This is a genomic window from Salmonella sp. SAL4457 (genome assembly GCF_046548235.1).
Taxonomy (GTDB): domain Bacteria; phylum Pseudomonadota; class Gammaproteobacteria; order Enterobacterales; family Enterobacteriaceae; genus Salmonella; species Salmonella enterica.
In genome coordinates this window covers 320,418-339,562 of record NZ_JBGDZO010000003.1, presented here as the reverse complement: position 1 = coordinate 339,562, position 19,145 = coordinate 320,418, and the positions used below count along the sequence as shown (strand labels likewise).

Sequence of the window (19,145 nt, the reverse complement as noted above, 5' to 3'; positions counted from 1 at the left end):
GCCCCCCTGCGGGGCCAAATGAACCCTGGAAGAGAGAATATGAACATTATTAAAGCTAACGTTGCAGCCCCTGACGCTCGTGTCGCCATCACTATTGCGCGTTTCAATCAGTTTATCAACGACAGCCTGCTGGATGGCGCGGTTGATGCCCTGACGCGTATTGGTCAGGTAAAAGATGATAATATTACCGTAGTGTGGGTGCCTGGCGCTTATGAACTGCCGCTGGCGACCGAAGCGCTGGCGAAAAGCGGTAAATATGACGCCGTGGTTGCGCTGGGAACCGTGATTCGCGGGGGGACTGCGCACTTTGAATATGTGGCAGGCGGCGCCAGCAATGGCCTGGCAAGCGTTGCCCAGGACAGCGGCGTGCCGGTAGCCTTTGGTGTTCTGACCACCGAGAGTATTGAACAAGCCATCGAACGTGCTGGTACAAAAGCCGGTAATAAAGGCGCAGAAGCTGCGCTGACCGCGCTTGAAATGATTAATGTATTGAAAGCCATTAAGGCCTGATTTTTTGTAAGGGGAATTCCGTGAAACCTGCTGCTCGTCGCCGCGCCCGTGAGTGTGCCGTCCAGGCGCTTTACTCCTGGCAGTTGTCCCAGAACGACATCGCTGATGTTGAATACCAGTTCCTGGCGGAACAGGACGTAAAAGACGTCGACGTTCTCTATTTCCGTGAACTGCTATCCGGGGTGGCGACTAACAGCGCGTACCTGGATGGTTTAATGAAACCGTATCTGTCCCGCCTGCTTGAAGAGCTGGGACAGGTTGAAAAAGCCGTGCTGCGTATTGCGTTGTTTGAGCTGTCAAAACGCAGCGATGTGCCTTATAAAGTGGCCATCAACGAAGCGATTGAACTGGCGAAAACCTTTGGCGCTGAAGACAGCCACAAATTCGTCAACGGCGTACTGGATAAAGCAGCTCCGGTGATTCGTCCCAACAAAAAGTGATTCACAGGCCGGAAAGATAGCGGGCGATGGATACCCGCCGTCTCCGGCCTTTTCTTTTTTTCTGCTGAGGCATAACGTATGGCATGTGGCGAGTTTTCCCTGATTGCCCGTTATTTTGACCGTGTAAGAAGCTCTCGTCTTGATGTTGAAACCGGTATTGGCGACGATTGCGCGCTCCTGAATATTCCTGAAAAGCAGACCCTGGCGATCAGTACCGATACGCTGGTGGCGGGCATCCATTTCTTACCCAATATCGATCCTGCCGATCTAGCGTATAAAGCGCTGGCGGTGAATTTAAGCGATCTGGCGGCGATGGGCGCCGATCCGGCATGGTTAACGCTGGCGCTCACGCTTCCTGACGTCGATGAGGCGTGGCTTGCCGCGTTCAGCGACAGCCTGTTTGAACAACTGGATTACTACGACATGCAGCTCATTGGCGGCGATACCACGCGCGGCCCGCTGTCGATGACGCTCGGTATTCATGGCCTTGTGCCAGCCGGTCGGGCGCTGAAACGTTCTGGCGCAAAACCGGGCGACTGGATTTATGTTACTGGCACGTTGGGCGATAGCGCTGCCGGGCTGGCGATTCTACGGGGTGATTTTCGCGTGGGAAGCTGGGGGGATGCCGACTATCTGGTCAAACGCCATCTGCGCCCGACGCCGCGTATTTTACAAGGACAGGCGCTACGCGATCTCGCCAGTTCGGCGATCGATCTTTCCGACGGTTTGATCTCCGATCTTGGTCACATTCTGCAAGCCAGCAACTGCGGCGCGCGAATCGATTTGGAGGCGCTGCCTGACTCCGAAGAACTGTGGGGACATGCCAATGATCCCGAACAAAAGCTTCGCTGGATGTTATCCGGCGGCGAAGATTATGAACTGTGCTTTACCGTCCCGGAGCTGAACCGTGGCGCGCTGGATGTCGCGCTTGGTCATCTGGGCGTGCCGTTTACCTGTATCGGGCAAATGACGGCGGATATCGAAGGGATCGCCTTTGTGCGTGACGGAGAACCTGTCACTTTTGACTGGAAAGGATATGACCATTTTGCCACGCCATAAAGATGTTGCGAAAAGCCGCCTGAATTTGCGCAATCCGTGGCACCTGCTCGCTACCGGCTTTGGCAGCGGGCTGAGCCCTGTGGTGCCGGGCACGATGGGCTCGCTGGCGGCGATCCCCTTCTGGTATTTGATGACGTTTCTGCCGTGGCAGCTTTATTCGCTGGTCGTGATGTTTGGGATCTGCATTGGCGTTTATCTTTGCCATCAGACGGCGAAAGATATGGGCGTACACGACCACGGCAGTATTGTCTGGGATGAATTTATCGGTATGTGGATAACGCTAATGGCGTTGCCGACGACGGACTGGCAGTGGGTGGCTGCCGGGTTCGTTATTTTCCGCATTCTGGATATGTGGAAACCCTGGCCGATCCGTTGGTTTGATCGCAACGTGCACGGCGGCATGGGGATTATGATCGATGATATCGTCGCCGGCGTGATATCCGCCGGCATACTGTATTTTATCGGTCATCACTGGCCGCTCGGTATTATTTAAAGGGTTTGCCGGATGGCGGCGTAAACGCCTTATCCGGCCTACCCCCGAACAATATGTCGATTTCGCAGGCCCGATAAGCGCCGCGCCATCGGGCAATGGCAGATTATTTAAATCCCACCACCGGATGTTGTTTGTACGGCGTTTCGAGTTCGGCAATCTGCTCCGGTTTGAGCGTTAAATCAACGGCATTCAGCAACTCATCTAACTGCTCTTCACGCGAAGTGCCGATAATCGGCGCGGCGACGCCTCGTTTACTGAGTAGCCAGGCCAGCGCAACCTGCGCTCGCGTTGCGCCAAGCGCCTCGCTGACGCCAGCCAGCCGTTCCGCTATTTGCGCATCATTTTTATCGCTTTCAGCGTATAAATTTTTGCCCACGTCATCCGAGACCAGCCGGGCCGTGGTTTCTCCCCAGGGGCGAGTTAAGCGCCCGCGCGCCAGCGGACTCCACGGAATCACGGCGACGCCTTCCTGCCAGCACAGCGGTAGCATCTCACGCTCTTCCTCGCGGTAGATCAGGTTATAGTGATCCTGCATGGTGACAAACGGCGCCCAGCCGTGTTGTTTTTGTAGCGCCAGCGCCTGGGCAAATTGTGAGGCGTGCATTGAGGAAGCGCCGATATAGCGGGCTTTACCCGCCTTCACCACGTCGTTTAGCGCTTCCAGAGTTTCTTCTATCGGCGTGGTGTAATCCCAGCGGTGGATTTGCAGGATATCGACATACTCCATTCCCAGACGGGTGAGGCTATCGTCAATAGAGCGCAGGATTTGCGCACGGGACAATCCTTCCGGCAGATCGCCGACGCGATGGAAGACTTTCGTCGCTACCACCACCTCGTCGCGCCGGGCGAAATCACGCAGCGCGCGGCCGACAATCTCTTCGCTGCTGCCGTCGGAGTAGCTGTTGGCGGTATCAAAAAAGTTAATGCCGCCCTCAAGGGCGCGCTTGATGATGGGACGGCTGCTCTCTTCGGGAAGCGTCCAGGCGTGATTGCCGCGACTCGGCTCGCCGAATGTCATACAGCCCAGACAAAGGCGGGACACCCGAAGATCTGTATTTCCTAACGTGTTGTATTGCATGACTCCGCTCCTGTTATACCCGTCACTCTTCAAGCATAGCAGGAGCAAAGAGGGGATTATGCCAGCCAGGCCTTGATTTTGGCTTCAATGCCTGCGGCGTCAAGCCCCAGTTCCGCGCGGGCTTCTTCCTGCGTTCCTTGCGGGATAAAGAAATCCGGAAGACCGATATTCAGCACAGGTACAGGTTTACGATGGGCCATTAGCACTTCGTTTACGCCGCTGCCAGCGCCGCCCATAATGGCGTTTTCTTCCAGCGTCACTAGCGCGTCATGCTGCGCGGCCATCTCCAGAATTAGCGTGTCGTCCAGCGGCTTAACAAAGCGCATGTCGACCAGCGTGGCGTTAAGCGCTTCGGCGACTTTCGCCGCCTCAGGCATTAAGGTGCCAAAGTTCAGAATCGCCAGTTTTTCGCCATGACGCTTCACAAGGCCTTTACCAATAGGCAGTTTTTCCAGCGGGGTTAGCGCCACGCCCTGCGCATTACCGCGTGGATAACGTACTGCCGTCGGGCCGTCGTTATAGTGATACCCGGTAAATAACATCTGGCGACATTCGTTTTCGTCGCTTGGCGTCATGATCACCATATCCGGGATGCAGCGCAGATAGGAGAGATCGAATGCGCCCTGGTGTGTTTGCCCATCCGCGCCAACGATACCGGCGCGATCGATGGCGAACATGACCGGCAGTTTCTGGATAGCGACGTCATGGATGACCTGATCGTAGGCGCGTTGCAGGAAAGTAGAGTAGATCGCCACGACGGGCTTATAGCCGCCAATCGCCAGACCTGCGGCGAAGGTGACGGCATGCTGCTCGGCGATGGCGACGTCAAAATAGCGATCCGGGAATTTACGTGAAAATTCCACCATGCCGGAACCTTCGCGCATTGCCGGGGTGATCGCCATCAGCTTGCTGTCTTTGGCGGCAGTTTCACACAGCCAGTCACCGAAGATTTTTGAATAACCTGGCAGACCGCCGCTGCTTTTCGGCAAACATCCGCTGGAGGGATCAAATTTAGGCACCGCATGGAAAGTGATCGGATCTTTTTCCGCGGGCTCATAGCCGCGGCCTTTCTTGGTCATGATATGCAGGAACTGCGGGCCTTTCAGGTCGCGCATGTTCTTCAATGTGCTGATAAGCCCCATGACATCGTGACCATCGACCGGCCCGATGTAGTTAAAGCCCAGCTCTTCGAACAGTGTGCCCGGCACAACCATGCCTTTAATATGTTCTTCGGTACGCTTGAGCAGTTCTTTAATTGGCGGTACGCCGGAGAAGACCTTTTTTCCGCCTTCGCGCAGAGAAGAGTAAAGCTTACCGGAAAGTAGCTGCGCCAGATGGTTGTTGAGCGCGCCGACGTTTTCCGAAATCGACATTTCATTGTCGTTCAGAATGACCAGCATGTCGGGCCGGATATCGCCTGCGTGATTCATTGCTTCAAACGCCATACCGGCGGTGATGGCGCCGTCGCCAATCACACAGACGGTGCGGCGATCTTTGCCTTCTTTCTCCGCCGCCACGGCAATACCGATACCGGCGCTGATAGAGGTGGAGGAATGCCCAACGCTCAGCACATCGTATTCGCTTTCTCCGCGCCACGGGAACGGGTGCAGACCGCCTTTCTGGCGAATGGTGCCGATTTTGTCGCGACGACCGGTAAGGATTTTATGTGGATAAGCTTGGTGTCCAACATCCCAGATTAGCTGGTCAAACGGGGTGTTGTAGACATAATGCAGCGCCACGGTAAGTTCTACCGTGCCCAGCCCGGAAGCGAAATGCCCGCTGGAACGGCTTACGCTGTCGAGTAAGTAGCGGCGTAGCTCGTCGCAGAGTTTCGGCAGACTCTCTTTCGGTAACAGTCGTAACTCCTGGGTGGAGTCGACCAATGCCAGGGTAGGGTATTTGGCTATATCAAAACTCATCGCAAGCTCATTGGATATGGGGTTTATTTATCACGCTGGATTATGTAGTTCGCTAGCGCTTCCAGTGCCGAGGTGTCCAGTGATTGCGCGGCCAGCTGATGTAACGACTGACGGGCGTCCTCTATCAGGTCCCGGGCTTTATTCCGGGCTTGCTCAAGACCCAGAAGTGCAGGGTAGGTACTTTTGCCAAGCTGCTGGTCTGCGCCCTGACGTTTACCTAACGTTGCAGTATCGCCCACCACATCCAGAATGTCATCCTGAACCTGGAAGGCAAGGCCGATACTCTCTGCATAGCGGTCAAGTATCGGCAGAGTATTCCGTCCTTTATCGCCCGCGCTCAATGCGCCAAGTCTAACGGCGGCGCGAATGAGCGCGCCGGTCTTATGGCGATGAATGCGTTCCAGCGCGTCCAGAGTGATCCGCTGGCCTTCTGCCGCCAGATCCAATGCCTGACCGCCGCACATGCCGGCGATGCCGCTGGCGTTCGCCAGTTCGGCGATCATCGCGATACGATCGCGATCGGTGACTTCCGGCATCGGCGCGTCGCTGATAATGGCAAACGCCAGCGTTTGCAACGCGTCTCCCGCCAGGATTGCGTTGGCTTCGCCAAATTTAATATGGCAAGTCGGCAGGCCGCGACGCAAATCGTCATCGTCCATCGCTGGCAGGTCGTCATGGATCAGCGAATAGGCATGAATGCATTCGACCGCCGCAGCTGGCGCATCCAGCGTTGCCGTACTGACGCCAAACATTTGACCGGTGGCGTAAACCAGAAATGGCCGCAGGCGTTTACCGCCTAATAATGCGCCATACTGCATGGCTTCGACCACGGGAGTGTTCTGAAAGGGCAGTGGCGCGATAAAACGGCTCAGCGCCTGATTCGCTTGCGTTACGCAAGCCTGTAGCTGCTGCGTAAAGTCCATTTACTCATTATCCGCGATAAAAGGCTCAGGTGAAGCCTCTTCATTATCAGACAGCAAAATTTGCACGCGCTGTTCCGCCTGCTGCAGTTTTGCCTGCCCCTGACGCGCCAGTTGTACGCCGCGCTCGAATTCATTCAGCGCGTCTTCCAGCGGCAAATCGCCGCTTTCCAGGCGGGTAACAATATGTTCCAGCTCGCTCAGCGCAGTTTCAAAGCTGGCGGGCGCCTCATTTTTCTTCGGCATGATGACTGTTTGACTCTCTGTAATGGCAGCACAAGTCTATGGTAACGGACTCACACTGATAAGCAAATAACGCGCAATGGTAAGGGGAAATGCGCAAGATGTCCGTGATAGTGATATACTTCCGCGCCTGGATGCAGCCGTAGGTATGGGCTGCTGTACTATTTCTCCACGACAAGCCTTAGATAGCTTGCTAAAGAACCATTGCCGCCATGAAGTTTATCATTAAATTGTTCCCGGAAATCACTATCAAAAGCCAATCTGTGCGTTTGCGCTTTATAAAAATTTTAACCGGGAACATCCGTAACGTTTTAAAGCACTACGATGAGACCCTCGCGGTTGTCCGTCACTGGGATAACATTGAAGTTCGCGCCAAAGATGAAAACCAGCGTCTGGCGATTCGCGACGCGCTGACCCGCATTCCGGGGATCCACCATATTCTTGAAGTCGAAGATGTGCCGTTCACCGATATGCACGACATTTTCGAGAAAGCGTTGGCGCAGTATCGCGAGCAGCTTGAAGGCAAAACCTTCTGCGTGCGCGTAAAACGTCGCGGTAAGCATGAGTTTAGCTCCATTGAGGTGGAGCGCTATGTCGGCGGCGGATTAAATCAGCATATTGAATCGGCGCGCGTGAAGCTCACTAACCCGGATGTGACGGTGCATCTGGAAGTGGAAGATGATCGCCTGCTGCTGATCAAAGGGCGTTATGAAGGTATTGGCGGTTTCCCGATTGGCACCCAGGAAGATGTGCTGTCGCTGATCTCCGGCGGTTTTGACTCCGGCGTCTCCAGCTATATGCTGATGCGTCGCGGCTGTCGCGTACACTACTGCTTCTTTAACCTTGGCGGCGCGGCGCATGAAATCGGCGTTCGCCAGGTGGCGCATTACCTGTGGAACCGCTTTGGCAGCTCCCATCGCGTGCGTTTTGTGGCGATTAACTTTGAACCAGTGGTCGGCGAGATTCTGGAGAAAGTCGACGACGGCCAGATGGGCGTGGTGCTCAAACGTATGATGGTACGCGCGGCGTCGAAAGTGGCGGAACGTTACGGCGTACAGGCGCTGGTGACCGGCGAAGCGCTGGGCCAGGTGTCCAGCCAGACGCTAACCAACTTGCGCTTGATCGATAACGTGTCTGACACGCTGATCCTGCGCCCGCTGATCTCTTACGATAAAGAGCACATTATCAACCTGGCGCGCCAGATTGGTACGGAAGATTTTGCCCGTACGATGCCGGAATACTGTGGCGTGATTTCAAAAAGTCCGACGGTGAAAGCCATTAAAGCGAAAATTGAAGCCGAAGAAGAAAACTTCGACTTCAGTATTCTCGATAAGGTGGTAGAAGAAGCGAACAACGTCGATATTCGTGAAATCGCCCAGCAGACCCAGCAGGAGGTGGTGGAAGTAGAAACCGTGAGCGGTTTCGGCCCGAACGACGTGATTCTGGATATCCGTTCTGTCGATGAGCAGGATGACAAGCCGCTGAAAGTGGAAGGCGTCGACGTCGTTTCGCTGCCTTTCTACAAGCTGAGCACTAAATTTGGCGACCTCGATCAGAGCAAAACCTGGCTGCTATGGTGCGAACGCGGCGTAATGAGTCGCCTGCAGGCGCTCTATCTGCGCGAGCAGGGGTTTGCCAATGTGAAGGTGTATCGCCCGTAATTCCTTTGCCGGGTGGCGGCTATGTCCTACCCGGCTTACCGTTTTATTTCTGCCCCAACCGTTTTGCAATGCGCTCCAGCTTCATCATCAGCAGCAGCGTAATGGCCACCAGCACAATGGTCAGCGCCGCGCCGTCGGCAATATTTCCACGGTCGGTCAGGCTAAAGATAGCTACCGGCAGCGTCGTCCAGCCCGGCGGATAAATCATCATCGTCGCGCCCAACTCCCCCATGGAGAGCGATAAACTCAGCGCCAGCGCTGACACCATCCACGGCATCAATAACGGCAACGTCACGTGACGCAGACGATACCAGGGCGATGCCCCCAGACTCGACGCGACGTTTTCAATATCGGCGGAAATTCGCGCCAGTCCGGTCGACACGTTACTGAAGGTAAAGGCGGAAATCAGCACAAAGTGCGCTGTCAGCACAATCCATAGGGTGCCGTTCATTTGCAATGGCCCCTGGCTGAAAGCAACCAGAATGCCCAGGCCCACGGACACTGACGGAATCGCACTCGGCAGATAGAACACCATACTTAACCATTTCTGCGTTTTCACCCCATATTGACGCAGCGCCAGCGCCGCCCAAACGCCGCAAAGCAGCGCAAACAGGCTGGCGCAAAAGCCAATCGTGAGGCTGGCAAGTAGGGCATCCCATGCCGCACCGTGCAGAGCGTTAACAAAGTGGTTCAGCGTGAAGCCACTCGGCAGAATACCGTTCCACTGCTGGCTAAGGCTGGACATCAGAATCACCGCCAGCGGCAGGAAAAAGAACACGATAAACAGTACGCTAGCCACAACGCCCGCCGCTGCGCGTCCTTTAGGTGACCAAATTAGCATGGCTGGCTCCTTACGCCGGTACGCGATGCCGCCAGGCGATAGAGGGAGAACAGCCCCAGCGACAAGACAATGTTAATCAACGCAATCATGCAGGCGACCGTATAGTCGGACTCCAGAATCGCTTTGCTGTAAACCATCATCGGCAGGGTGTTAACCCCTTTCGCGCCAATAAACAGTACGATGCCGAACTCGTTAGTGGTCAACAGTAGGCACAGGCTGCCACCAGCCATCAGCGCCGGTAGCGCCGCCGGGAAAATCACCTGCCCAATCACCCGTAACGGGTGCGCCCCCAGAATACTGGCTGCCTCTAGCTGGCTTTTATCAATTTGCCGCAGCGCGGCCATCAGTGGCCGCATCACCAGCGGAGTGAACACCGTGATCTCCGCCAGAATGACGCCCTGCATCGAGTAGAGAAAATCCACCGGCGGTAGCTCAAAGGCAAACAGGCTCATCAGCGCACCGTTGAGCAGACCCGCTGACCCATAAATAAAGGTGAACGCCAGCGTAATCAGGAAGGTCGGCAGCGCAATAAAAGTATCGACGACCCGACCAATCAACTCGCTGCCGGGGAAAGGAATAAACACCAGAATCAGCGACATCACGCTGCCCAGCAGCAGGCAACCGGCGGTGGCGAAAAAGGCGATTTGCAACGTGTTCAGCAACGCGCCGACAAAGCGTTTCGAGTCGACCACCTGCCGGAAGGTCTCGAGCCCGATCTCGCCATTGGCACCGCGTAGCGCCTGTTCAACGATGAGCGACAGAGGCCAGAAAAACAGCGTCGCCAGCACCAGCAACGGGAGCAGCAGCCACAGCAGTGGGCGTAGGTTAAGCGCCGGTTTTTCCAGAGGTAAAATGAGTGACATGGTTATACCTCAATCAGGACCGCATCATCCGGTTCGAACCACAGCGCCAGCTTGTCGCCCACGCGCGGCAGCGGATTGACATGCGTCAACACCATCCGCACCGTTTCGCCAGCAACGTCACACAGCAGATGGGTTAAATCGCCCTGCCAGTGCACCGATTGCAGTGTGGCGTTGAAGCGGTTGCTGTAGGCCGAACGCGGCGTCAGGCTGAGGTGCTGAGGACGAATGCACAGCAGTTTGTTGTAACCGTGGTGGCTGCCCCGGCTGAACGCGCGAATCACCGCACCGCCGCAGCTGACGTCCACCAGCCCCGGAGCCTCCGTTATCCCCAGCGCGATGGCGGAGAGAATATTGGCGCGACCTAAGAATTCGGCGGCAAAACGATTGGGCGGATGCTGATATAGCGCGCGGGTTTCGCCGTGAGCAATCAGCGAGCCATCCTTCATAATGCCGATTTTATCGGCCAGGGTGAGCGCTTCCGTTTGATCGTGGGTGACGTAGAGAATAGTGAGTTCCGGCAGCTCACGGTGAAGACAGGCGATTTCTTCCACCATATTATGACGAATCTGTGCGTCCAGCGCTGACAGTGGTTCATCCAGCAACAGCACGCGCGGGCGCACGGCAATCGCGCGGGCGATGGCCACGCGTTGCTGCTGGCCGCCGGAAAGTTGATGCGGATAACGGGCGGCGTAATCACTCATGCCAACCGTTTTCAGCGCCTGCGTTACACGCTCATTAATTAGCGCCTTTGGCTGCTTCTGCGCACGCAGGCCAAAAGCGACGTTGTCTTCCACTTTCAGATGCGGGAACAAGGCGTAGTTCTGCACCACCATCGCCAACCCGCGTTTATAGGGTGGCAGATGGGTGACGTCCGTATCGCCAATCAGAATACGACCGCCTGCAGGTTGCACAAAGCCCGCAACCGCACGCAGCACCGTCGTTTTTCCAGATCCTGATGGGCCAATCAGCGCCAGCACTTCGCCAGGTTCAATCGTCAAAGAGAGCGGTTTAAGCACCACGTTGCCGTGATACGCAACGCGCAGCGAGTCGAGGACTATGCCCGATGTCCCCTGCGATGCAGGGACGTGAACGGCAGTCGTTTTCATCAGCATCAGGCTTACTCGCTTTCGGTCACTTTGTGCCAACGGCTAATATCTGCCGACAGCGAAACGGCTACGTCATCCCAATTTGGCTGCCAGCTCTGCACGCCTTCTAACGCGGCAGTGGCGGTCTTGTAATGTTCGTCGCTCGGCGTCACGTCGCTGCGTACCGGCATTCCCCAGGAGAGTTCGCTGACGCGAGTCTGCGCTTCTTTACTCAGCAGGAAGTTAATCAGCTTTTTACCATTTTCACTCTGCGGCGCCCCCTGGACCAGGCCAATGACATAAGGGATGGCCAGCGCGCTGCGCTCGCCTTTGTCGTTGGCCGGCCAGAAGATTTTCACGTTCGGGTTACGTTCCATCTGCGCGAGGTTCATTTGCAGGTCGCCGTTAGCGACGTAGATTTCACCTTTATTAACCAGCGCGGTTAGCTTGCCGGTAGAGGCAGATGGCCCGACGTTATTGGCCTGCAGCTTGCCGAGATACGCAAAACCGGCATCTTTACTGCCGAAGCTGTGGAAAGCCTGCAGCATCACCGCCGTGCCGTCAGCGGCCTGACCTGGCGTGGAATACTGGAGTTTATTTTTGAAGTTACCGTCAAGCAGATCCTGCCAGCTCGCCGGGGCAGTTTTCAGCAGCTTGCTGTTGTAGATAAAGCTCAGATAGTTCTTTACCAGCGGCGAATAAAGGTTGTTGGCATCGGGGATAGCCGATGCGGCGTCGGTGTTAAAGTTCGCCAGCAGCTTTTCGGCGGCGGCGCGCTGAATGAATGGCGGCGCGGTTACCAGCACGTCGGCCTGCGGATTCGTACGCTCTTTTGCCAGACGTTCCACTACCACGCCACCACCGCCTTCAACATAGCGTACGGTAATGCCGGTCGCTTTGGTGAACGCGTCAAACTGCACCTGGTACCAGCTGTTATCGCCATCGTGCAGCCCGTCGATGGAGTACACCGTGACCACCGATTCCGCCCATGACGGGGCGCTGGCGAGAGCGAAGACAGACAGCAGAGCAAGTCGGGAAAGTTTCATCGTAATAGCCTCATAGCGTACGTTGCATTTTCTGGCCTATACCAGGTTTGCTTTTTACGCTAAACGGCTTATATGACAAAACGATGAAAGAGAAATAAATCAGTCCACGCCGGAGGATGCTGCGCTTATCCGGATAGCCGTGAGACGATACGATTGACAGGCCGGATAAGGCCCGCAGCCAACATCCGGCGCACCCGCTAGTGGGTATCTACCTCAATGCGCAGGCTGTCGTGACGCCAGTATTCGATATCCAGATCCAGCACTCGCCCGTGTTGATCGTAGTTCAGACGGCGCAGCAACAGCGCCGGGCGCCCTTCCATAACGCCCAGCGCCTGTGCGGCCTGCGCAGGCATGGCGGTGGGGTAGAACGACAGATGCATGCTGGTATAGACGAGGTTGTAGTGCGACTCGTATACCTCGGTCAGGCTGCCGTTGAGATCGTACTGCAGCAGCTCAGGCACGCGGGCGGGCAAACAATGGTTTTCGCAGTAGCACACGGCGCGGCCATCGGCGTAACGCAGACGGGTCAGCAGATAGATTTGATCAAACGGCTGGAGCTGGAGGGGCTCCATGACCTCGACAGGCACGGTGGTTAACACGCCGCTCAGTAGCGCGGTTTTTGGCTCCCGCCCCTGCTCGCGGCAAAGCTTATGGAAGTTGGTGTTCTGGGTCGGATCCAGCCACAGGCGTTCCGGCGTAACGAACCAACCGCGACGATCGGCGCGCCAGATAAGCCCACTGGACTCCAGCTGTGCCAGACTTTCGCGAATAGTAATGCGCGTGGTGTTGAAGATCGCGCACAGTTCGCGTTCAGACGGCAGTTTATCACCGCTTTTCAACGCACCGCTCTGAATACGTGCCTGAAGCTGTGCCTTGATCAACAGGTACTGCGGGATATCGCCCGGGATAGATTTCATGCTTACTCGCTTCCGTTTTGCCTGCCGCCATTATACAAGCAGAGATGAATTTTTTGTTGCAGCGCGATTTTCTCTTTGACCCGTCGCGGCAAAGATCGTCATGATAAATGCAATCTGGTATAGACCAAAGGTAAATAACATGACTTCGCGTAACTATCTGTTGCTGACTCCTGGCCCGCTCACCACCTCTCGTACCGTGAAAGAAGCGATGTTGTTCGATAGCTGTACCTGGGATGATGATTACAATATCGGCGTGGTGGAACAGATCCGCCAGCAGCTGACCGAACTGGCAACGGCCTCCGAAGGCTACACCTCCGTACTACTGCAAGGCAGCGGTAGCTATGCTGTGGAAGCCGTACTGGGCAGCGCATTGGGGCCGCAGGATAAGGTGCTGATCGTCAGCAACGGTGCATACGGCGCACGAATGGTCGAGATGGCCGGCCTTATGGGTATCGCCCATCACGCTTACGACTGCGGCGAAGTTGCGCGCCCGGACGTGCAGGCGATCGACGCGATCCTCAACGCCGACCCGACGATCAGCCATATCGCCATGGTGCATAGCGAAACGACCACCGGGATGCTCAACCCCATTGATGAGGTGGGCGCTCTGGCGCATCGCTATGGCAAAACCTACATCGTTGACGCCATGAGCAGCTTCGGCGGCATCCCCATGGATATTGCAGCATTACACATCGACTATCTGATCAGCTCCGCCAATAAATGCATTCAGGGCGTGCCGGGTTTTGCCTTTGTGATTGCCCGCGAGCAAAAACTGGCCGCGTGCAAAGGGCATTCCCGCTCGCTGTCGTTAGATCTCTACGCCCAGTGGCGTTGCATGGAGGATAACCACGGCAAATGGCGTTTTACTTCGCCCACACATACCGTCCTGGCGTTTGCACAGGCGCTGAAAGAGCTGGCGAAAGAAGGTGGCGTGGCGGCACGTCATCAACGCTATCAGCAAAATCAGCGCAGCCTGGTGGCCGGAATGCGGGCGCTGGGCTTTAACACGCTGCTGGATGACGAACTTCACTCGCCCATTATCACCGCCTTTTATTCACCGGAAGACCCGCAGTATCGCTTTAGCGAATTTTATCGCCGCCTCAAAGAGCAGGGCTTTGTTATCTATCCAGGCAAAGTGTCGCAAAGCGACTGCTTCCGCATCGGCAACATTGGCGAAGTATATGCCGCCGATATCACGGCCCTGCTGACCGCCATTCGTACCGCCATGTACTGGATGAAATAAGGAACCATGATGAACCGTATTCACGCTGTTATTCTCGACTGGGCGGGCACCACCGTCGATTTTGGCTCCTTCGCGCCGACGCAAATTTTCGTCGAGGCGTTCCGTCAGGCATTTGATGTGGAGATCACCCTCGCCGAAGCACGCGTGCCAATGGGGCTGGGTAAATGGCAACACATTGAAGCGCTGGGAAAATTACCTGCTGTTGACGCGCGCTGGCAGGCAAAGTTTGGCCGCTCCATGAGCGCAGCAGATATTGATGCCATCTACGCCGCTTTCATGCCGTTACAGATTGCTAAAGTTGTCGATTTTTCTTCTCCTATTGCCGGAGTTATCGACACGATCGCGGCGCTACGAGCCGAGGGCATCAAGATAGGCTCCTGCTCCGGTTACCCACGAGCGGTGATGGAGCGCCTGGTTCCCGCCGCCGCCGAGCATGGCTATCGTCCGGATCATTGGGTAGCAACGGACGACCTGGCCGCGGGTGGTCGCCCGGGGCCGTGGATGGCGCTGCAAAACGTGATTGCGCTGGGCATTGATGCGGTCGCGCACTGCGTGAAGGTAGATGATGCCGCGCCGGGCATTAGCGAGGGGCTTAACGCGGGGATGTGGACGGTGGGGCTGGCGGTATCGGGTAACGAATTCGGCGCAACATGGGACGCCTATCAGACAATGTCGAAAGAGGACGTTGCGGTCCGCCGCGAGCACGCGGCCAGCAAGCTGTACGCCGCCGGGGCGCATTACGTGGTGGATTCACTGGCGGATTTACCTGGGGTGATTGCGCATATTAATGCGCGTCTGGCGCAGGGCGAACGCCCGTAAAATAACTGCCGGATGGCGCTGCCGCTTATCCGGCCTACAGACTGTACCGTTTTGTAGGCCGGATAAGGTGTTTACGCCGCCATCCGGCAATCATTCTTATTCGTAGTAGTTATAAATCCCCGCCGCCATCACCAGTTGCGAAGCCACTTCATGCGCTTTTTCACGACCAGCCAACAGGTCGATGATTTTCAAGCCAAAATCGATAGCGGTACCAGGTCCCTGGCTGGTTAATAATTTTACCCGCGCATCCCACACCACACGCTTATCCTGCCACTGTTCGGCGGGGATCTTATCTTTCAGCGCCGGAAAACCGGTCATATTGCCGATAGGGAAGATATCGTGCGGCACGAGCACTGTAGCGGCTGCGGCGCAAATGGCTGCGACAATGCGCCCGGAGCGGTGAAACTGTTTTACGGTTTCGACCAGCAGCGGGCTGTCGCGAAAGCACTCGGCGCCTTTAATTCCGCCGGGCAACACGATGATGTCATAATCGCCGTCGGCAACTTCAACCAGCGGCGCATCCGCCAGTAGCTTTACACCGCGCGAGCAGACAATCGTCAGGTTGCCATCGCTGGCGACGCTTGCAGTAGTGACGTGGATTCCGCCGCGAACCAGCAGATCGATAGTGGTGACCGCTTCGGTCTCTTCACTACCAGGGGCGAGGCATACCAGTGCCTGAGCGCTCATACTCACTCTCCTTTCGCTTTACCATTTCAAACAGGCGGCTATTTTCCGGAACGGCGAGACCGTGCACGCGGGCGCGCTTGAGTAAATAACCGGTAATGTAGTCAATTTCGGTATGGCGCATGGCACGCACGTCCTGCAACATGGATGAGATGTTTTCTGCCGTACTGTCAATCACTTGCTCAACATAATAGCGTAAATCGTCTGCCGATGTGTGGTAGCCTTCACGTTCAATCACGGCGGCGACCTCTTCGCAAATCGCGTTGATTTCATCAGTATGATGGCGCAGCTCGCCGTTCGGGCAGTTCCAAAGCGCGGTGAGCGGGTTGATAACACAGTTGACCGCCAGTTTGCGCCACATCTCTGCGCGGATATTGTTATGCCAGGCGACATCGGGCAGTACCCCCTGCAGGATATCGGCGAGATAACTGTAATCGCCGTCTTGCTCGCGCGCCGGGCCAATATGCGTAGTACCGTTAGCGACATGAATAATGATATTACCGTCGCGGCGCGCAGCATGGGTGATAGTCCCCATCAACATCGGCTGTTGGATATTTTGCAGTTCTTCTATGGTTCCCATTCCATTATGAATGAGCAGGATAGGCGACGTCACCGGTAGGGTTGACGCCAGGGTTCGTACTGCGTCGGAAACCTGCCACGCTTTCAGCGTGACTAATAACAGTTCGCTCTTCGCCAAAAAATCCGGATCGTTTGCCGTCAGTGATTCGTTGAAAAAGGAACCATCGGTATCGATCAGATTTACGCTGCAATAAGGTTGTGGCACCCGTAGCCAGCCCTGTACGTCATGTCCATGTTTGCACAGTGCCGAAAGCCAAAGTTGTCCTAAGGCTCCGCATCCCAGTACAGTAATTTTCATTGTTCCTCCTCACCTGCAACAGCGCCAGGTGTTATGGCGCTAATTATAGCGTCATCAGCTAAGCTTCTCGTTAAGCCTCGTTGCAGGTATTATGCAACGCAACGAAAATGAAGGGAGAAGAAAAGATGCCATCTTTCGATATTGTTTCTGAAGTTGATCTGCAGGAAGCGCGTAACGGCGTGGATAACGCGGTTCGCGAGGTTGAGTCTCGTTTTGACTTTCGTGGCGTAGAGGCGACTATTGAACTGAACGATGCCAATAAAACCATCAAGGTGCTGAGCGAGTCCGATTTCCAGGTCAATCAGTTGCTCGATATTCTGCGCGCCAAGCTGCTTAAACGCGGTATTGAAGGCGCTTCGCTGGATGTACCGGACGAGTTCGTGCATAGCGGTAAAACCTGGTATGTGGAAGCGAAGCTGAAGCAGGGCATTGAAAGCGCCGTGCAGAAGAAAATCGTCAAGCTGATTAAAGACAGCAAACTGAAGGTGCAGGCGCAAATTCAGGGGGAAGAGATTCGCGTGACGGGCAAATCACGTGACGATCTGCAATCGGTAATGGCGCTGGTTCGCGGCGGCGATTTGGGCCAGCCGTTCCAGTTCAAAAACTTCCGCGATTAAGTTGTTATGCCGGATAGAGCCTCGCCGCCATCCGGCAATGCAGCATTCATCCTTTGCTGATAAGCTGTTCAACTTCAAAGCGATTGGTCACTTTGCTGTCGATTTTGACGTAAGCGGAATGCTCTTCCGCCACGATCAGCGCTTCGCTTACGCCTTTCATTGCCAACAGTCGCTGTTTTAGCCTGTCGTCAGCAACAATATCCGCTGGAATTTCCACGCGCAGGCTGCTGACATAGGGCGGCTCTTTCATGGTACTTGCCACTGCCAGCCATACCATCGCCAGTACGGCCCCGGCAAGGAAAACGGTTTGCCCATCAAACGTGCCGTCTATCCAGCCGCCCAGCGAGCCGCCAAGCGCCACGCCAAGAAACTGACTGGTAGAATAGACGCCCATCGCCGTTCCTTTATACCCCGCGGGCGACTCTTTGCTAATAAGCGAAGGCAGCAGCGCCTCCATCAGATTAAAGGCGAGGAAAAAGAGTTGTACGCCAATCACCAGCTCCCAGAAATGTTGGCCCGCTCCCCACAACACGATTTCTGCGACGACAATGAGCCCCACGCAGAACAGGAATACCTGCTTCATCCGCCGTTTGACTTCAGCATAGATAATAAAAGGCACGACGGCGGCAAAGGCGATCACCATGGTTGCCAGATACACCTTCCAGTGTTCGGCGGCAGGGAAACCGGCATCGGCAAGCTGGCCGGGCAGGGCGACAAAGGTGGACATCAATAAAATATGCAGACACATAATGCCGAAATTGAGCTTGAGCAGCCTCGGCTCCGCCAGCACTTTACTGAAGCTGCCTTTGACCATCCCGGATTCGCGATTCAGCACATGGTTAGTACTGTTGGGAACCACCCAGATCGTCAGAAGAATGCCCAGAGTGGCGAGGGCGGCGATCATCCAGAACAACGCGTTCAATCCCAGACTATGGGTAACGATCGGCCCTAATACCATCGCAATCGCGAAGGTGATACCAAAGCTGACGCCGATAAACGCCATCGCTTTGGTACGGTTTTGCTCGCGGGTGAGGTCAGACAGGAGCGCCATGACGGCGGCGGCAATAGCGCCGGACCCCTGTAGCGCTCGCCCCAGAATAATGCCCCAGATAGAGTGGGAGAGCGCGGCAATGACGCTGCCCGCGACAAATACCGCCAGTCCGCCGACAATCAGCGGTTTACGGCCAATGCGGTCGGACAGCAGCCCAAAGGGAATTTGAAAGATAGCCTGCGCCAGCCCGTAAATACCGATCGCAATGCCGATTAATGCTTCGCTGGCGCCCTGTAGCGCCATACCGTATGTGGTCAGTACTGGTAGAACCATAAACATGCCCAGCATACGCAACGAAAAGACGGTCCCTAAACCCCATGTGGCGCGCAGCTCCCCTGGCGTCATTTTATAATCGTTCATTGCCACCTCTGTATAAAAGCTGGGAGTAGTGTAGTGCGGGGAGTGTGCCGGGTAAATAGAGGGTTAATTAGCAAATATTATGTTTTTGAAACAGTTGAGCTAAAAAAGAGATAAATTGTTAACACGATAGGGGCGATCGGGAGAGTCAGCATAGCCTTGTGCTCATTCATATTCCGATCTCCTTGAGCTGTAGTGGCTATCTGAGCCGTATCAGTATAGTGTAGCGGTTAGCCACGGCCTTCAGGCTGTGTACGCTGTTGCTCCATGTAGCAATAGCAGACTCGTCAAGTCAGACTGTCAGCGAACCGCGCTGCTGGCCGGTGGGTGACTTTAAACTTTTGCTTTGCCATAGGAACCCGATTCTGAAACGATGGCAATGATCAGAACCGTCCATCTCCTGAAAATTTGATTTATTCAAC

General features: G+C 55.5%; 20 protein-coding genes and 2 pseudogenes. 9 read left to right on the top strand and 13 right to left on the bottom strand.

What is annotated here, in order from left to right:
• Nucleotides 1–39: 39 nt before the first annotated feature.
• From ribE to pgpA, 4 genes are all read left to right on the top strand, one after another.
• Nucleotides 40–510 (top strand): 6,7-dimethyl-8-ribityllumazine synthase, encoded by a 471-nt coding sequence (gene ribE, locus ACLJNW_RS12770; RefSeq protein ID WP_001021372.1) that lies wholly within the window; start codon nt 40–42, stop codon nt 508–510.
• Between the two features lie 20 nt (nt 511–530).
• Nucleotides 531–950 (top strand): transcription antitermination factor NusB, encoded by a 420-nt coding sequence (gene nusB / locus ACLJNW_RS12765; protein WP_000801129.1) that lies wholly within the window; start codon nt 531–533, stop codon nt 948–950.
• 78 nt (nt 951–1,028) lie between these two features.
• Nucleotides 1,029–2,009 (top strand): thiamine-phosphate kinase, encoded by a 981-nt coding sequence (gene thiL / locus ACLJNW_RS12760; RefSeq protein ID WP_000752137.1) that lies wholly within the window; start codon nt 1,029–1,031, stop codon nt 2,007–2,009.
• Entirely contained in the window at nt 1,987–2,502 is a 516-nt protein-coding gene (gene pgpA / locus ACLJNW_RS12755; RefSeq protein ID WP_000154063.1) for a phosphatidylglycerophosphatase A, read from the top strand. The genes thiL and pgpA overlap by 23 nt, the downstream gene beginning before the upstream one ends.
• Before the next feature lie 4 nt (nt 2,503–2,506).
• Here pgpA and ACLJNW_RS12750 read toward each other — a convergent pair.
• The 5 genes and pseudogenes from ACLJNW_RS12750 to xseB form a co-directional block, all read right to left on the bottom strand.
• A pseudogene (locus ACLJNW_RS12750) lies at nt 2,507–2,598 on the bottom strand (hypothetical protein); the annotation flags it as partial.
• A 7-nt stretch (nt 2,599–2,605) separates the two neighbouring features.
• Nucleotides 2,606–3,580 (bottom strand): aldo/keto reductase, encoded by a 975-nt coding sequence (locus tag ACLJNW_RS12745; RefSeq protein WP_001199870.1) that lies wholly within the window; start codon nt 3,578–3,580, stop codon nt 2,606–2,608.
• 56 nt (nt 3,581–3,636) lie between these two features.
• A complete protein-coding gene (gene dxs, locus ACLJNW_RS12740; protein WP_000006777.1) occupies nt 3,637–5,499 on the bottom strand; it encodes a 1-deoxy-D-xylulose-5-phosphate synthase in 1,863 nt (620 codons plus the stop codon).
• Between the two features lie 23 nt (nt 5,500–5,522).
• Nucleotides 5,523–6,422: a (2E,6E)-farnesyl diphosphate synthase gene (gene ispA / locus ACLJNW_RS12735; protein ID WP_000348076.1), complete on the bottom strand. Its 900-nt coding sequence runs from the start codon at nt 6,420–6,422 to the stop codon at nt 5,523–5,525.
• Nucleotides 6,423–6,665: an exodeoxyribonuclease VII small subunit gene (xseB, locus tag ACLJNW_RS12730; protein ID WP_001124944.1), complete on the bottom strand. Its 243-nt coding sequence runs from the start codon at nt 6,663–6,665 to the stop codon at nt 6,423–6,425.
• Between the two features lie 209 nt (nt 6,666–6,874).
• On the opposite strand from xseB, the gene thiI reads away from it, so the two are divergent.
• On the top strand, nt 6,875–8,323 hold the full coding sequence (gene thiI, locus ACLJNW_RS12725; protein WP_000668650.1) for a tRNA uracil 4-sulfurtransferase ThiI: 1,449 nt from the start codon (nt 6,875–6,877) through the stop codon (nt 8,321–8,323).
• A 43-nt stretch (nt 8,324–8,366) separates the two neighbouring features.
• Here the strand turns inward: thiI and phnV are convergent, their stop codons facing one another.
• From phnV to phnR, 5 genes are all read right to left on the bottom strand, one after another.
• Complete coding sequence (gene phnV, locus ACLJNW_RS12720; RefSeq protein WP_000909793.1) at nt 8,367–9,164, bottom strand: 2-aminoethylphosphonate ABC transport system, membrane component PhnV; 798 nt, start codon at nt 9,162–9,164, stop codon at nt 8,367–8,369.
• Nucleotides 9,158–10,027, bottom strand: a complete 870-nt coding sequence (gene phnU / locus ACLJNW_RS12715; protein WP_000052714.1) for a 2-aminoethylphosphonate ABC transporter permease subunit — start codon at nt 10,025–10,027, stop codon at nt 9,158–9,160. The genes phnV and phnU overlap by 7 nt, the downstream gene beginning before the upstream one ends.
• Nucleotides 10,028–10,029: 2 nt before the next feature.
• The gene (gene phnT, locus ACLJNW_RS12710) at nt 10,030–11,139 is read right to left on the bottom strand and encodes a 2-aminoethylphosphonate ABC transport system ATP-binding subunit PhnT (protein ID WP_000928799.1); all 1,110 of its coding nucleotides are present in this window, start codon (nt 11,137–11,139) and stop codon (nt 10,030–10,032) included.
• Between the two features lie 5 nt (nt 11,140–11,144).
• A complete protein-coding gene (gene phnS, locus ACLJNW_RS12705; RefSeq protein WP_000778011.1) occupies nt 11,145–12,158 on the bottom strand; it encodes a 2-aminoethylphosphonate ABC transporter substrate-binding protein in 1,014 nt (337 codons plus the stop codon).
• A gap of 197 nt (nt 12,159–12,355) precedes the next feature.
• On the bottom strand, nt 12,356–13,075 hold the full coding sequence (gene phnR, locus ACLJNW_RS12700; RefSeq protein ID WP_000836268.1) for a phosphonate utilization transcriptional regulator PhnR: 720 nt from the start codon (nt 13,073–13,075) through the stop codon (nt 12,356–12,358).
• A gap of 139 nt (nt 13,076–13,214) precedes the next feature.
• Between phnR and phnW the strand changes: the two genes are divergently transcribed.
• From phnW to ACLJNW_RS12685, 3 genes and pseudogenes are all read left to right on the top strand, one after another.
• The gene (gene phnW, locus ACLJNW_RS12695; protein ID WP_000203968.1) at nt 13,215–14,318 is read left to right on the top strand and encodes a 2-aminoethylphosphonate--pyruvate transaminase; all 1,104 of its coding nucleotides are present in this window, start codon (nt 13,215–13,217) and stop codon (nt 14,316–14,318) included.
• A gap of 9 nt (nt 14,319–14,327) precedes the next feature.
• Nucleotides 14,328–15,137, top strand: a complete 810-nt coding sequence (gene phnX / locus ACLJNW_RS12690) for a phosphonoacetaldehyde hydrolase (protein WP_001530701.1) — start codon at nt 14,328–14,330, stop codon at nt 15,135–15,137.
• Between the two features lie 5 nt (nt 15,138–15,142).
• Nucleotides 15,143–15,225: pseudogene (locus tag ACLJNW_RS12685) on the top strand (hypothetical protein); the annotation flags it as partial.
• Nucleotides 15,226–15,233: 8 nt separating this feature from the next.
• On the opposite strand, the gene yajL reads toward ACLJNW_RS12685, so the two are convergent.
• On the bottom strand, nt 15,234–15,824 hold the full coding sequence (gene yajL, locus ACLJNW_RS12680) for a protein deglycase YajL (RefSeq protein ID WP_001275807.1): 591 nt from the start codon (nt 15,822–15,824) through the stop codon (nt 15,234–15,236).
• On the bottom strand, nt 15,787–16,698 hold the full coding sequence (panE, locus tag ACLJNW_RS12675) for a 2-dehydropantoate 2-reductase (RefSeq protein WP_000705816.1): 912 nt from the start codon (nt 16,696–16,698) through the stop codon (nt 15,787–15,789). Before panE ends, yajL begins: the two co-directional genes overlap by 38 nt.
• Nucleotides 16,699–16,823: 125 nt before the next feature.
• On the opposite strand from panE, the gene ACLJNW_RS12670 reads away from it, so the two are divergent.
• Entirely contained in the window at nt 16,824–17,315 is a 492-nt protein-coding gene (locus ACLJNW_RS12670) for a YajQ family cyclic di-GMP-binding protein (RefSeq protein WP_001138913.1), read from the top strand.
• 46 nt (nt 17,316–17,361) lie between these two features.
• Here the strand turns inward: ACLJNW_RS12670 and ACLJNW_RS12665 are convergent, their stop codons facing one another.
• Complete coding sequence (locus tag ACLJNW_RS12665) at nt 17,362–18,726, bottom strand: MFS transporter (RefSeq protein WP_001000938.1); 1,365 nt, start codon at nt 18,724–18,726, stop codon at nt 17,362–17,364.
• Between the last annotated feature and the right edge of the window lie 419 nt (nt 18,727–19,145).